This window comes from Bradyrhizobium sp. 604_D8_N2_3 (assembly GCF_051810765.1).
Taxonomy (GTDB): Bacteria; Pseudomonadota; Alphaproteobacteria; order Rhizobiales; family Xanthobacteraceae; genus Bradyrhizobium; species Bradyrhizobium barranii.
The window spans coordinates 7,347,043-7,360,225 of sequence record NZ_JBPWPM010000001.1 but is presented as its reverse complement, the minus strand read 5'-3'; the positions used below and the strand labels follow the sequence as shown (position 1 = coordinate 7,360,225).

Annotated in this window: 14 protein-coding genes and 1 pseudogene; 6 read left to right on the top strand and 9 right to left on the bottom strand. The window is 65.1% G+C overall.

Going from position 1 to position 13,183, the window contains the following annotated elements; all coding sequences use genetic code 11:
• Positions 1-30: 30 nt before the first annotated feature.
• The 5 genes from AB7245_RS35285 to AB7245_RS35265 form a co-directional block, all read right to left on the bottom strand.
• On the bottom strand, positions 31-1,089 hold the full coding sequence (locus AB7245_RS35285; RefSeq protein WP_071910318.1) for an ABC transporter substrate-binding protein: 1,059 nt from the start codon (positions 1,087-1,089) through the stop codon (positions 31-33).
• 56 nt (positions 1,090-1,145) lie between these two features.
• Positions 1,146-2,270, bottom strand: a complete 1,125-nt coding sequence (locus AB7245_RS35280; RefSeq protein WP_085405132.1) for an ABC transporter ATP-binding protein — start codon at positions 2,268-2,270, stop codon at positions 1,146-1,148.
• Positions 2,271-2,399: 129 nt separating this feature from the next.
• Positions 2,400-3,968 (bottom strand): DUF4403 family protein, encoded by a 1,569-nt coding sequence (locus tag AB7245_RS35275; RefSeq protein ID WP_085405131.1) that lies wholly within the window; start codon positions 3,966-3,968, stop codon positions 2,400-2,402.
• Positions 3,969-4,105: 137 nt separating this feature from the next.
• A complete protein-coding gene (locus AB7245_RS35270) occupies positions 4,106-4,744 on the bottom strand; it encodes a Vgb family protein (RefSeq protein WP_085405315.1) in 639 nt (212 codons plus the stop codon).
• A 28-nt stretch (positions 4,745-4,772) separates the two neighbouring features.
• On the bottom strand, positions 4,773-5,993 hold the full coding sequence (locus AB7245_RS35265; protein ID WP_085405130.1) for a helix-turn-helix domain-containing protein: 1,221 nt from the start codon (positions 5,991-5,993) through the stop codon (positions 4,773-4,775).
• A 150-nt stretch (positions 5,994-6,143) separates the two neighbouring features.
• Here AB7245_RS35265 and AB7245_RS35260 point away from each other — a divergent pair, with 150 nt between their 5' ends.
• Entirely contained in the window at positions 6,144-6,938 is a 795-nt protein-coding gene (locus AB7245_RS35260) for a DUF899 domain-containing protein (RefSeq protein ID WP_085405129.1), read from the top strand.
• Positions 6,931-7,227 (top strand): hypothetical protein, encoded by a 297-nt coding sequence (locus AB7245_RS35255; protein WP_085405128.1) that lies wholly within the window; start codon positions 6,931-6,933, stop codon positions 7,225-7,227. Before AB7245_RS35260 ends, AB7245_RS35255 begins: the two co-directional genes overlap by 8 nt.
• Here AB7245_RS35255 and AB7245_RS35250 read toward each other — a convergent pair.
• Positions 7,221-7,718, bottom strand: coding sequence for a GNAT family N-acetyltransferase (locus tag AB7245_RS35250; protein ID WP_085405127.1), 498 nt, complete (start codon positions 7,716-7,718; stop codon positions 7,221-7,223). The two genes, AB7245_RS35255 and AB7245_RS35250, sit on opposite strands and share 7 nt — an antisense overlap.
• Positions 7,719-7,720: 2 nt before the next feature.
• The gene (locus tag AB7245_RS35245) at positions 7,721-8,200 is read right to left on the bottom strand and encodes an Lrp/AsnC family transcriptional regulator (protein WP_085405314.1); all 480 of its coding nucleotides are present in this window, start codon (positions 8,198-8,200) and stop codon (positions 7,721-7,723) included.
• A 132-nt stretch (positions 8,201-8,332) separates the two neighbouring features.
• Here AB7245_RS35245 and AB7245_RS35240 point away from each other — a divergent pair.
• A pseudogene (locus AB7245_RS35240) lies at positions 8,333-8,728 on the top strand (nuclear transport factor 2 family protein).
• Between the two features lie 13 nt (positions 8,729-8,741).
• Here the strand turns inward: AB7245_RS35240 and AB7245_RS35235 are convergent.
• Together AB7245_RS35235 and AB7245_RS35230 are read right to left on the bottom strand one after the other, a co-directional pair.
• Positions 8,742-9,161 carry a c-type cytochrome gene (locus AB7245_RS35235; RefSeq protein WP_085405126.1) on the bottom strand — a complete coding sequence of 140 codons (420 nt, stop codon included), beginning with the start codon at positions 9,159-9,161 and terminating at the stop codon, positions 8,742-8,744.
• Positions 9,162-9,271: 110 nt separating this feature from the next.
• On the bottom strand, positions 9,272-9,979 hold the full coding sequence (locus AB7245_RS35230; protein ID WP_085405125.1) for a L,D-transpeptidase: 708 nt from the start codon (positions 9,977-9,979) through the stop codon (positions 9,272-9,274).
• Between the two features lie 275 nt (positions 9,980-10,254).
• Here AB7245_RS35230 and AB7245_RS35225 point away from each other — a divergent pair, with 275 nt between their 5' ends.
• The 3 genes from AB7245_RS35225 to AB7245_RS35215 all read left to right on the top strand — a co-directional run bounded on the left by AB7245_RS35225 (position 10,255) and on the right by AB7245_RS35215 (position 12,845).
• Entirely contained in the window at positions 10,255-11,307 is a 1,053-nt protein-coding gene (locus AB7245_RS35225; protein ID WP_085405124.1) for a glycosyltransferase family 4 protein, read from the top strand.
• Positions 11,308-11,342: 35 nt separating this feature from the next.
• Positions 11,343-12,032, top strand: coding sequence for a class I SAM-dependent methyltransferase (locus tag AB7245_RS35220; protein ID WP_063981512.1), 690 nt, complete (start codon positions 11,343-11,345; stop codon positions 12,030-12,032).
• A 153-nt stretch (positions 12,033-12,185) separates the two neighbouring features.
• Positions 12,186-12,845, top strand: a complete 660-nt coding sequence (locus AB7245_RS35215; RefSeq protein ID WP_085405123.1) for a hypothetical protein — start codon at positions 12,186-12,188, stop codon at positions 12,843-12,845.
• Positions 12,846-13,183: the final 338 nt, after the last annotated feature.

Here is a 13,183-nt window from a genome sequence, read left to right as displayed (position 1 = left end):
CGAGCCTTGGATCGAATCTTGCGGGGCGCGTTATTTCGCGGCCCATTTGTTGAAGCGCTCGGTCAGGCGGTCGATGTTCTCGAGCCAGAAGCCAACGTTGATCTCGACCGCGTTCTTGATGTTGTCAGGCGCTGTCGGCAGGTCCTTGAGAACGGCGGGCGCGAGCAGGGCGGCTGCGTCCTTGTTCGAGGTGCCATAGGCGATGTTCTGCGACAGTTTTGACTGGTTCTCCGCCTTGCCTGCGAAGTCCAGGAACTTGTAGGCCGCGTCCTTGTTCGGGCTACCCTTCAGGATGACCCAGCTGTCGAGGGTGAAGAGCGCTCCGTCCCATACGATGCCAAAATTCTTCTTGTCGTTCTTGTTCGCGGTGTCGATGCGGCCATTGTAGACCGAGGTCATCGCCACCTCGCCGGAGGCGAGCAATTGCGGCGGCTGGGCGCCGGCCTTCCACCAGACGATGTCGCCCTTGATGGTGTCCAGCTTCTTGAACGCGCGCTCGACGCCCTCGTCGGTCGCCAGCACCTTGTAGACGTCCTTCGGTGCGACGCCGTCGGCCATGAGGGCGATCTCCAGCGTGGTCTTCGGGCCCTGACGCAAGGCGCGCTTGCCCGGAATCTTTTTGGTGTCGAAGAAGTCGGCCCAGCCGTTGGGGGCGTCCTTCAGCTTGTCCTTGTCGTAGCCGAGAACGAAATCGTAGAGGATGGCGCCGACGCCGCAGGGATTGACCGACGGCGGGATATAGGCGGCCTCGCCGCCGATTTTGGAATAATCCATCTTCTCGAACAGGCCTTCCTCGCAGCCGACCGCGAGTTCGTCGCTCTCGACCTGGACGAGGTCCCAGGTGGCGGCACCACCCTGCACCTTGGCGCGCAACACGCCGACGCCGCCGTCCCAGGACTCGTCGTTCATCGCGACGCCGGCTGCTTTCTTGAACGGCTCGAAATAGACCTTCTTCTGGGCATCCTGATAGGCGCCGCCCCACGACACGACGGTGAGGTCACGCGCCTGCGCGACCGTGGCCAGCGCGGCGCTGGCGCTGAACGCCACGGCGAACCCCAGAGCAATCTTGCCAGTCTTGCGCTTCAGCATGGTCCTTGTTCCTTCTTCATCTGCGTTGCGTTGAGCTTGATCGATGCCGGTCCGGATCAGACGGGATCGAGGGCCAGGCAGTCCTCGGGACGGAAGGTGATGAATACGCTTTCACCAGATCTTAGATTGCCATGTCTCAATCCGTCATGCGTCCCCGGCTGAAGCTTGACCATGAACTCCCCGTTGCCGGCGACATCGAGCACGGCAAGCGCGTGGTCGCCGAGATAGATGGTGTTCTGCACCTTGGCCGGCAGTCGGTTCGGTCCCTCGCTGGAGGTGCCGTCCGGGATGATGGCGATCCGCTCCGGCCGCACTGACAGGGAGGTCGACGCGCCCGCGCCCGATACATTGACCGCCCGTGCGGTCACGGCGCCGCCACCAGCCAGCGTGACGCGGCAATATTCCTTCTCGACCGTCTCGACGGTGCCGGACAGCACGTTGTTCTCACCGATGAAGTGAGCGACGAAGCTGTTCACCGGATGCTCATACAGCGCGTCGGGCCGGTCGATCTGCTGCACGATGCCGTCGTTGAACACGGCGATGCGATCCGACATGGTGAGCGCTTCGCTCTGATCGTGGGTGACGTAGACGACGGTGATGCCCATCGTCTCGTGCAGCTGCTTGATTTCCAGTTGCATCTGCTCCCGCAGGCGCTTGTCGAGGGCGCCAAGGGGTTCATCCATCAGTACGAGCTGCGGATTGAAAACCAGCGCGCGGGCCAGCGCCACGCGCTGCTGCTGACCGCCGGACAGCTGCCCGGGCCGCCGGTGCGCCAGGGTTTCCATCTTGATCATGCGCAACGCCGCGTTGACGCGCTCCTGCGCCTCGGCCTTGGCCGTGTTGCGAACGGATAGCGGGAAGGCAATATTCTCCGCGATCGTCAGGTGCGGGAACAAGGCATAGTTCTGGAACACCATGCCGATGTCGCGCTTATGCGGCGGCACGTTCTTGATCGGCCGTTCCGCGAGGTAGATTTCGCCATGGGTTGGAACCTCGAAGCCGGCCAGCATCATCAGCGTTGTCGTCTTGCCCGAGCCCGACGGGCCGAGCAGGGTGACGAACTCACCCTTCCTGATTTCGAGATCGAGGTTCTTCACCACGAGGTGCTCGCCATCGTAGGTCTTCTGAATGCCGGAAAAGCGCACCAGCGCCGGCGCAGGCGTGACCATGCCGGCTTCCATGTTGTCCTCGCGTTGTCCCCTGCAGTGCTGTCAGCACCTCGTTCGAGGTTGCGGGAAACAGCTTAGCATCCTCCGACGAGAATGCCAGCGGCGCAAGCGACGCGCGCGGGTCCGGCGCGTGAAGACGCACTACATCCCCGACAGCTTCGTCACGTAGACGTTCAGCGAGCCGCCGGCTTCCGCGACGATGCGCAGCGTCTTGGAATCGAAGGCGATGTCGGCGAGGGTCAGGCTGTCGATCTTGGCGTCGACCTTGAGGCCATCCTCGCTCTTCTGGTAGTCGGCGATCGCGGCCGCGATCTTCTCGCGCGCATTGGCGGCGATCGGCTTCAGATCGAGCGTCGCTTTCTGCACCAAGGCCTGCTGCATCTGCGGCACCACCGCGCGCGCGGCCGCGCCGAGCAGGCCGAAGGCGGCCTCGGACTCCACCGCGAGCTGGATGTCGGCGAGCCGCAGCGTCTGCTGCGCCTGGTCGAGCATCGGCCGGCCCCAGATGTGTACGGTCGCTTCGGCGCCGAGACCGAGCCAGCTCTTCTTCTCCTTAGCACGCACCAGCAGCGAGATCAGGAGACGATCGCCCGACGGGACCACGTTGACGCCTTTCACGGTGACGTCGACCGGGCCGGAGCCGTCCTCGGGATAGGTGTGGCCGACCATCTGCGCCGCGATCAGCTTGTTGATCTCGGTGAAGGGCACGTCGATCGGCACGCCGATGTTCACGCCGGTGCCGGTCGGCGGCACGATCGAGATCTTGTCGGGGAAGGGACAGTCCGGTTTGGTCGACGTCGAGGTCACGCGCGTCTCGAGCTCGAGACCGAGCAGCAGCGTCACGTTCTGCGCGTCGACGCGCGGCTGCGCCGCGATGGCACGGGTCGGTTTCATCTCGAGCCAGAGCGGCGGCAGCGCGGCCGAGGAGCCCGAGCCCTGCAGCGGGATCGAGCGGCAGGCCTTGGCCCATTGCAGCTTCGCATTGTCGCGCAGCGAGGGATCGTTGCGGATGCGCTCGGAGACGATGTTGATCTGCTCGCCGACATTCTTGTCGATCAGCGGCTTCACCTGCGCCGGCACGTTGACCTTGGCGCCGGAGACGTTGAGGTTGGTGTCGCCGAGATTGACCTGGGCGCCGAGATTTGGCTCGAGATGCCAGTTGGCCGCGAGCTTCGGGCGCGAGGTGACGACCACGTTGCCCTTGATCTCGGCGCTGGCGTTCAAATTCTTGATGTTGACCGCGCCGATCCGTTTCGCTGCGTCGCCGCCGAGCACGCTGCCCAGCGCGTCGCCAAGCGCGCCGGTGGCTTTCGACGACAGCGAGCCCGTCACGTTGAGCTTGCCGTTGAGCGGCGTCGAGATCGTCAGCACGTCCTTGTCGCCGGCAGCCGCCATCGGCCCGCGCACGGCGGACCAGCCGATGTCGGCATTCTCCAGGATCTGCGAGATTGGATTATCGGCCTTGCCGGCGAAATTGCGCGGCGCGGCTTTCTCGGCCTGTTCGCGGATCGCCGATATCGCGATCGCCACCGGCGCCACCACGATCGAGCTCTTCGCGACCGGCGGCAGCGGTGGCAATTGTGCGACCGGCGGCGCAGTCGTCGCCGCGCGCGGCGACAGCCAGTCCATCGCCTTCAGGCTGACGAAAAACGACGCCGCGAGCACCGCCACGGCGATCAGGATAGTCTTCAAGTTCAGCGTCAGTCGCATCAATCCCCCAAGCCGCCCAGGGCCGGAAGTCTACAGGGCAGGCGAGGGGGGCGCTAGAGCGCACCGGTGGGGTGGAATTGGGGCGAACAGATTAACGGTTGCGGCAGCATCGGTGCCGCGCATCCGTCATCGCGCACCTAGCTGCGCCTCGGGCGGCGAACCGCCCTCACATTGCCGCGATCGCCACCGCCGCAAAAGAAGCGGTCGCCGCCGTCGGACTCCAATCCTGACACCATCGTCCCGGCGGGCAGGTCGAGCTGCTCCAGCACCTTGCCGGTCTCGGGATCGATCCGCCGCAAATCGCTTTCCTCGCCCTCCCAGGTGCCATGCCAGAGCTCGCCGTCAACCCAGGTGACGCCGGTCACGAAGCGCTTGCTTTCGATGGTGCGGAGGATCTTTCCCGTCTCCGGATCGACCTGATGGATCTTGCGCTCGCGATACTGACCGACCCACAGCGAGCCCTCCGCCCAGGCCAATCCGGAATCGCCGCCGCCGCCCGGGGCCGGAATCGTGCTGATCACCTTGCCGGTGGCAGCGTCGATCTTCTGGATGCGATCCTCGGCGATCTGGAACAGGTGCCGGCCATCAAACGCCGTCCCCGCATGCGCGGCGACGTCGATGGAGCGTGCGATCCTGCCGTTGGCCGGATCGACCGCATTCAGCTTGTCGCCGGATGCGAACCAGACATGGGTGCCGTCATAGGTGACGCCATGCACGGCCTCGACACCCGCAAAAGGTCCGTACTCCCTGACGATCTCGGCGGCTGAACGCTTCATGTGCTTGATCCCTGTGATGTGATCCAATTTACGCCTTCAGGAGCGGTCCGGGGAGTAACAAGCCTGTCGGGAAACCCGGGACGGGCGGGGTCATCCAGCGCCGTGCCCGGCCGAGTCCGAACGATTGCACCTTGTTCGATCGCGCCAGCTCTTCGAGGGCCCGCTGCACCGTGCGCGCGCTCGTCCCCAGCGCCAGCGCGAGCGCCGAGCTCGACCAGGGCTCGCCGTCGGAGAGGAAGGCGAGCACCGCGGCGTGCTTCTCCTCGACGGGACGTGCCAGCACGAGCACGTCGCGCGTCTTGCGCGGCGCCAGCACGAAGCCTTGCTTCGTCGCGCTGATGTCGGCCAGCGGCTTGAGCTGGGTGCGGAGGCGCCCGATCTCGACGCGCAACCGCGCGCGATGCGATTCATCGGCGTGCTTCGCCCGGAACGCGCCTGATATCAGCGCCTCTCGCGAGACGTCGGCAGGCCATGCCTGCGCCAGGAGGCGGGCGAGCGCGAACAGCACCGGCCGCGTTCCGAGCGATACGACGCGGCCTTGCCTGCGCAGGGCATGATGAAAGGTGTCCACGACGAGCGCCGTCGAGGTCGCCAGTCTCTCGACCTCGCCGAGCAACAACGGGTGTTCGCTGCCGCGCGCGATCAGGCGCGCCGCCGGCGTGTCGAGGATCAGGTTCGCGCTGTCGACCTCGGCCACGAGCGCCGGGATCTTCGCCTGCCGCGCTGCGAGAGCCGCGCGGTTGAGCGCGGCGCGCGCATCTTTCGCTCTCAATCGTCTGATGGCGATGCCGGCGACCACGAGCTCGCGGACGACTTGCGATGCAGGCGGGAGCGGGGAGGGGCTGAGCTCGGCCAGCGTGCGCTCGGCTTCGTCGAGCTGCCCGACGAGGAGGAGGCGGCGCGCCTCGATGTGGCCCGCATGGGCTGCATTGGCGAGATCGCCGTGCTGTTCGAGCGTCGCGCGGGCCGCCGCGAGCGTTTTCACCGGCCAGCTCAGGTCGCGCGAGACGAGCGCGATCTCGGCTTCGGCCACCACGCATCTCGCGCGCGCCACCGCCTCTCTTGGACCGAACGCGCGCGCGGCACTCCGCAGCAGCGTCTTCGCTTTCGCGAGATCGCCGAGCTGCGCCATCGCGATGCCGCGTAGCGCCAGCGACGGTGCATCGTTGCGCAGCGCAACGCGGTTCAGCGCGCCGAGCGGATCGCCGGCCTCTAACGCGCGCGCGGCGGCCGTGATCAGCGAGTCCATTCAAATCCCGCCACACTTGTTACTCCCACCGCGCAACCGCTTGGTGCCAGAAATCGTTGACGACCGACAATGTGCGGCGAGGGTCGAGCGGTTCCGCGTCCGTCATAGCGCGACGCGGAAGGACCGCCCGGACAAGAGGAATGGAGAGCCATGATGACATCAGTAGACAACGCAGGAACTAACGGACAGGCCGCCATGCAAACACCGCCGGTGGTGTCGCCGCAGGACTGGGAGGCCGCCCGTCAGCAACTGCTCGTGAAGGAAAAGACGCATACCCGTGCCCGCGACGCCCTCGCCGCCGAGCGCCGGCGCATGCCGTGGATGGAAATCACCAAAACCTATGCGTTCGAGGGGCCCGGCGGCAAGATCAGTCTGGTGGATCTGTTCCAGGGCCGGCGGCAGCTGATCGTCTACCGGGCCTTCTTCGAGCCGGGCGTGCTCGGCTGGCCCGATCAAGCCTGCCGGGGCTGCTCCATGGTGGCCGACCAGGTCGCCCATGTCTCGCATCTGAACGCCCGCGACACCACGCTCGTGTTCGCCTCGCGCGCGCCCCAGGCCGACATCATCAGGCTGAAGCAGCGGATGGGCTGGACCATGCCCTGGGTCACCGTCACCGACAGTTTCGACGCCGATTTCGGCGTGGACGAATGGCACGGCACCAACGTGTTCTACCGCGACGGCGACCGCATCTTCCGCACCTATTTCGTCAAGAGCCGCGGCGACGAGCAGATGGGCGGCACCTGGAACTATCTCGACATCACGCCGCTCGGCCGGCAGGAGGTCTGGGAGGACTCGCCAAAGGGCTATCCGCAGACGCCAACCTACAAATGGTGGAACTGGCACGACAGCTACGCGGAAGGCGCTGCGCCCGACAAGAAATGGGTGGAGATCTCGACGGCCGGCGAGAAGGCTTTTCGCGAGGAGGCCGCGGAAGGCCGTGACTAGTCCCGCCAACGTGGCCACCGGCGCGAGCCGCGATGGCGTGGTGGCCGCACGCCACCTCGCCAGATGGCTGGCTCTGGCGGCAACGCCGACCTTCGCGATCATGGCCGTGTTGACGGCCGTGCTCGGCGGCCCGGCGGACATGCTGTGTGCCGCCGGGTACGGCTCCGTGCTGAGTGGGATGGTGCCGATGTATCTGCTGATGAGCGCGTTTCATTCGGCGGCCTGGCTGAGGCTGGTTTCGGAGCGGCGGGGCGCCATCCGGCGAGATACGGATGGCGTCAGTCATTGACCGCTGTCGTTGAGGAACAATGCCATCAGGATTTCGTCGTAGTATCGGTCGGCGTGCTTCAGTGCTTTCACCTCACGGCCGTATTCGACAAAGCCGGCAGCGGTGTAGAGGCGGATGGCGGCGGCGTTCTCGCTGACGACGGCCAGCTGAAGCTGTTCAACTTGCCCTGTGGCATGTGCCACGACCGCGTCGACAAGGCGCCGCGCCGCGCCGGATTTTCGCGCATGGGGCCGCACATACATGCCCCAGAGAAGAGCCTTGTGCTCGGTCTTCGCGCCGTCCTGCCGATGGAAGCCGGCAACGCCGACGAGCTCGTGCGCGACGAAGGCGCCGAAAACGTCCGACGCTGCAAGGCGCGCCTCGAACCAGGTGAGGGGCTTTTCCTGCTCGCGTGCGAACGTGCTGCCAAAAGCTTCGGGATGCGTTACGAGCGCTTCCAGCCTGATCGCACGGTAGAGAGCCGCGTCGGCGGGCGTGAGCAGTCTGATCATGGCTATAAGAGATGTGCCAGCGGTAGCGGCGCGCCGGCCTTCAGCGTCTGGATCGCAATGCTGCTGCGAACCTCCCGCACGATGGGCAGGTTGAGCAGCTTGTCGACGAGGAAGCGCTGGTAGTCCTCGAGCTCGGGCACGACGATTTCGAGGAGATAGTCGGCTTCGCCGGAGACGAGGTGGCAGGCAACGACCTCGGGCATCGCCACAACGGTCCGTTCGAAGCCCAGCGCCTGGTCGTTGGCATGGCCGTTGATCTTGACGCCGAGGAAGGCCGAGAAGCCGAGCCCGAGGCGGCCACGCCGCAAGGAGGCCCGGTAGCCGTCGATATAGCCGTCCCGCTCCAGCCGCCGCACTCGTCGCAGGCAGGGTGATGGCGACAATCCGATCTTGTCCGCCAGTTCGATGTTGCTCAGTCGTGCGTTGGCCTGGAGTTCGGTGACGATGCGCCGGTCGATCGCATCTAGTTCGCATTTTGGCATGAACCGCATCCTGTGGGATCGAGAAGGGCGCAATATTGCGCCCGAGCCGCCGAGACTAGCCCAGTTCGCAAGGACATGCCTTGGCTTTCCGTGAGATGGATTGCTCCGACTTTGCTGCTGATGGAGTGAGCCATGACCGAGAGCCCGAACCTTGCGCCTCTGCTGGAGGCCGTCGAACGTTACTTCACGCTGATGTACGACAGCGATGCTTCGCAGTTCGACCGCGTCTTTGCGCCGACTGCGCAACTCCACGGATTTCGCGACGCTGAATTGCGGATCCTGCCCGTTGGCGACTAGAGAGCGATGCTGGCTTCGACCCCGTCGCCCAAATCCAAGAATGCCCCGCGCCTTCAGGAGATATTGCTGATCGATCTGGCGTCGTCAGCGCAGGCACTGGTGAAGGTTCGCGTTCGGATCGATGTGCGCCAGTACGTTGATTATCTGGCGTATCACTGCATCGAGGGCACTTGGCTCATTACCGCGAAATCGTTCCATGTGGAGCGACGGTATGAGCCGACCGGCACGTAGCGCCTCCGCAATCTTATTGCCCGCCCACCGCCTGCAGATACGCGACCACCTTGGCCGCGTCCTCCGCGGAGACGCCGCCATAGGGCTGCATCTTGTTGCCGGACACGACCTCGTCCGGCTTGACCATGAAGCGGGTCAGCTTGTCCGGATCCCAGACGAAGCCGGCGTCCTTCATCGACGGGGAGTAGTTGTAGTTCGGCAGCGAGCCCGCCTTGCGTCCCACGACCTTGTTGAGATTGGGACCGAGGCGATTGTCGCCATCCTTCACCGAGTGGCAGGTGCGACAGGAATTGTTGAAGGCCTGCTGGGCCGCCTCGTCGTTCGCCGGCTGCTGGGCGAGCGACGAGGGCGCAGACAGGAGCAGCGTCAATGCGCCGGCACCTGCGATCGAGCGCAGCCATGGACCTGGCGACATTTGCAGGTGTGATCGCATCCGCGCCTCCGAACAGTGCTTCTCCAGGCGAGGCCGCCCGGAGAGCATGATGCAAACGAAAACGGCCCCGGTGGGTTCCGGGGCCGTTTGCGTCACAATGTCCTGTCGCGTTAGCGCGTCGCGGCGCCGAGGTCCGCGCGGCGTTCGGTCATCGGCAGCACGATCACCTTGGTGCCGACGTTGACGCGGGAGTAGAGGTCGGTGACGTCGTCGTTGGTCAGGCGGATGCAACCGGACGAGACGTGCTTGCCGATCGTGTCGGGGGCGTTAGTGCCGTGGATGCGGTAGATGGTGCCGCCGAGATACATGGCGCGGGCGCCGAGCGGATTGCCGGGGCCGCCGGCCATGTGGCGCGGCAGATAGGGCTGGCGGGCGATCATTTCCGGCGGCGGGGTCCAATCCGGCCACTCGGCCTTCTTGGTCACCGACTGCACGCCGGACCAGGTGAAGCCGTCGCGGCCGACGCCGATGCCGTAGCGAACGGCCTGGCCATTGCCGAGCACGTAATAGAGATAGGTGTTGGGCGTATCGATGATGATGGTGCCCGGCGCCTCGCGCGTCGCGTAGGAAACCGTCTGGCGGCGGAAGCGGGCCGGCATCTCGACCGCGTCCTGATCCTCGGACGGCGCGGCCTGGTAAGGCGTGGCCTGATAGGGCTGGTAAGGCTGCGGCGCGGCCATCGGCGGCAGCGGCTGGAAGAACGGGAAGAGCTGCACGGGCGCAGCCTTGGCCGGACCGGCAAATGCGATTGCGGAGATCGCGATGGCGCTGAGCGCAACGGCGCGCGAATACGTCTTGAACGTGTCCAGATTGATCATTGATCGCCCCTGTTTGATCGGTGTTTCTTGACCACCGCGGCACCGTTTCGGTGCTCCGTTGCCCAAATCACTAACGACAAAACGTTTCGGGAGCTTTGCGCGGAAAACCGAAAACGGTTTCATGGCGGAAAGGATTTGTTTCATGACGGTTTCGTGGCGGCGCGGACCCGTTAACCAACAAAACAGCGGGCCGACACTTCTGTGACGTCACACGCCTGAAATATCCGTGGTTGATGGTCCTAAGCCGAGAATCATCAAACTCTCGGGATTTCCCCATGCGGGTATTAATCGCGACTGACGCCTGGCATCCGCAGGTTAACGGTGTGGTCCGGACGCTGACCTCGCTGGCGAACGCGGCCAAGGCGCTCGACGTCGAGATCGACTTCCTCACCCCGGACGGCTTTCGGTCCTGGCCGCTGCCGACCTATCCGGGCCTGCGCATCGCGCTGCCGAGCGGCAAGGAGATCGCGCGGCGGATCGAGAAGGCGGCGCCGGAAGCCTTGCACATCGCGACCGAGGGGCCGATCGGCTGGGCCGCGCGCGCCTATTGCCGCCGCAACCGCCTTGCCTTCACCACCTCCTACACGACGCGCTTTCCCGAATACGTCTCGGTGCGGACCGGTATCCCTGATGCCGTCGGCTATGCCGTGCTGCGCCACTTCCACGACGCTGCCGCCATGACCATGGTGGCGACGCCTTCGCTGCGGCAGGAGCTCTCCGAACGCGGCTTCAAGCGACTCGGCTTCTGGACACGCGGCGTCAACACCGAGCTGTTCCATCCAGACAGTCCGGCCAAGCTCGACCTGCCGGGTCCGATCTTCATGACCATGGGCCGCGTCGCCGTGGAGAAGAATCTCGAAGCGTTCCTCTCGCTCGACCTGCCCGGCACCAAGGTCGTCGTCGGCGACGGCCCGCAGAAGGCGGCGCTCGAAAAGAAATATCCGGATGCCGTCTTCCTCGGCGAGAAGAAGGGCGCGGATCTGACCGCGCATCTCGCCGCCGCCGATGTCTTCGTCTTCCCGAGCCTGACCGACACGTTCGGTGTGGTGCAACTCGAGGCGCTCGCCTGCGGCACGCCGGTGGCGGCGTTTCCGGTGACGGGCCCCAAGGACGTCATCGCCGATCATCCGATCGGCGCGATCGACCATGATCTGCGTACCGCGTGCCTCCGCGCGCTCACCATGTCGCGCGAGACCTGCCGTAACTTCGCGCTGGAGCGTTCCTGGGAAAACAGCGCGCGGCAGTTCGTCGGAAACCTCACCTCACTTCAGCCCAGCCGCATCCTGCGCGCCTCGCCGGTCATGGCGCGGCGGCCGGTGCGCGGCTGATCTGCAACGTTTGACCCACAGCGAGAACCTCATCGATGGCTAAGATCATGAACCTTGACGGTACCCAGCAGCTCGACCTCACCCGTGGCACGGTTGAGCAGGCCTATGACCGCTGGGCGCCCGTCTACGATCTCGTGTTCGGCGGCGTGTTCGCCAAGGGCCGGCAGGCCGCGATCGCGGCCACCAACAAGATCGGGGGCCGTGTGCTCGAGGTCGGCGTCGGCACCGGCATCTCGCTGCCGCTCTACGCGCCGCATCTGCGCATCTTCGGCACCGACATTTCGGAAGCGATGCTCGACAAGGCGCGCCAGCGCGTCACCGAGGGCAATCTGAAGAATGTCGAGGGCCTCGCGGTGATGGACGCCGAGAAGCTCGAATTCCCCGACAATTCCTTCGACGTCGTGATGGCGCAATATGTCGTCACCGCCGTGCCGAACCCGGAAGTGGCGCTCGACGAATTCGCCCGCGTGCTGCGCCCGGGCGGCGAGCTGATCATCCTCACCCGCGTCAGCGCCGATACCGGCATGCGCCGCTTCATCGAGCAGAAGCTCCAGCCGGTGGTGCGTCCGCTCGGCTTCCGCACCGCCGAGTTCGCCTGGTCGCGTTATGCGAAGTGGCTCTCCGGTGCCAAGGGCATCGAGCTCGCCGAGCGCCGCCTGATTCCGCCGCTCGGCCATTTCTCGCTGGTGCGCTTCCGCAAGGTCGACGTCGCCAAAGCAGCCTAAGTTGGGCTGTGTGAGCGGCGGCTCAAGCCGCCGCTCACGCGTTCGCGTGCGTCATCGCGCCGCTGCACATCGTCACATGACAAAATGATGATGTCACACGGCCTACATCGAATCCCTGTAAATCCTGAACCCGAAAGCATTTTGGGGGAGAGCATGATCAAGAATTATCTCGAGCAGCTGCGGATCCAGCGCTGGGACGACCATCGCTACTATCACCACAGCCGCATCAATCAGAGCCTGCACTTCGTCAGCGCGCTGAGCTTTCTCTTCGCCTATGTCTGGCTGTTCGTCGATCCCATGATCTCGGCGCTGGTCGGCTGGCTGGTGTCGATGACCTCGCGCCAGGCCGGTCACTTCTTCTTCGAGCCGCACGATTACGACCACATCAACCAGGCGACGCACGAGTACAAGGAGGACATCAAGGTCGGCTACAACCTTCAGCGCAAGGTGGTGCTGATGGCGATCTGGGCGCTGTCGCCGCTGGTGCTGGTTGTCGATCCGACGCTGTTCGGCCTGTTCACGCCCTGGGCGAGCGCGACCGATTTCATGCGGCAGGTCGCCAAGATCTGGCTCGTGATCGGCGGCGGTGGTCTGTTGTTCCGCACCGTCCACCTGTTCTTCATCCGCGACATCGAGACCGGCTTGGTCTGGATGACCAAGATCCTGACCGATCCCTTCCACGACCTGATGCTCTATCGTAGCGCGCCGCTCGCTTTGATGCGCGGCGAGCTGATGGATCCCGGCCTGCACCTCAACCCCGAGCACACGCTGGGCCTCATCTCCGAGCCCACGCTCGAAGAGCAGCACGCCTGAGCGCGCTGTTCTCACACAACACTCCGATGTCTGATGGTTGCGTCATGCCCGGCCTCGTGCCGGGCATCCACGTCTTGGGGATACCTTTAAAGTGACTCAGCGGAGCCCAGCGCTCTCTTCACCTCACCCCGCTTGCGGGGAGAGGTCGGATTTGCGCGTAGCGCAAAGCCGGGTGAGGGGGGCTCTCCGCGGGGGGACTGCTAGTGGATCGTTGATCAACTCTCACCGCATGCGCGGAGACTCCCCCTCACCCCGACCCTCTCAGCGCGAGCGTAGCTCGTCGCGGCCCCGCATCCGCCTTCGCCAAGGCTTCGGCGGACAAGGGCGGGGCGAGGGAG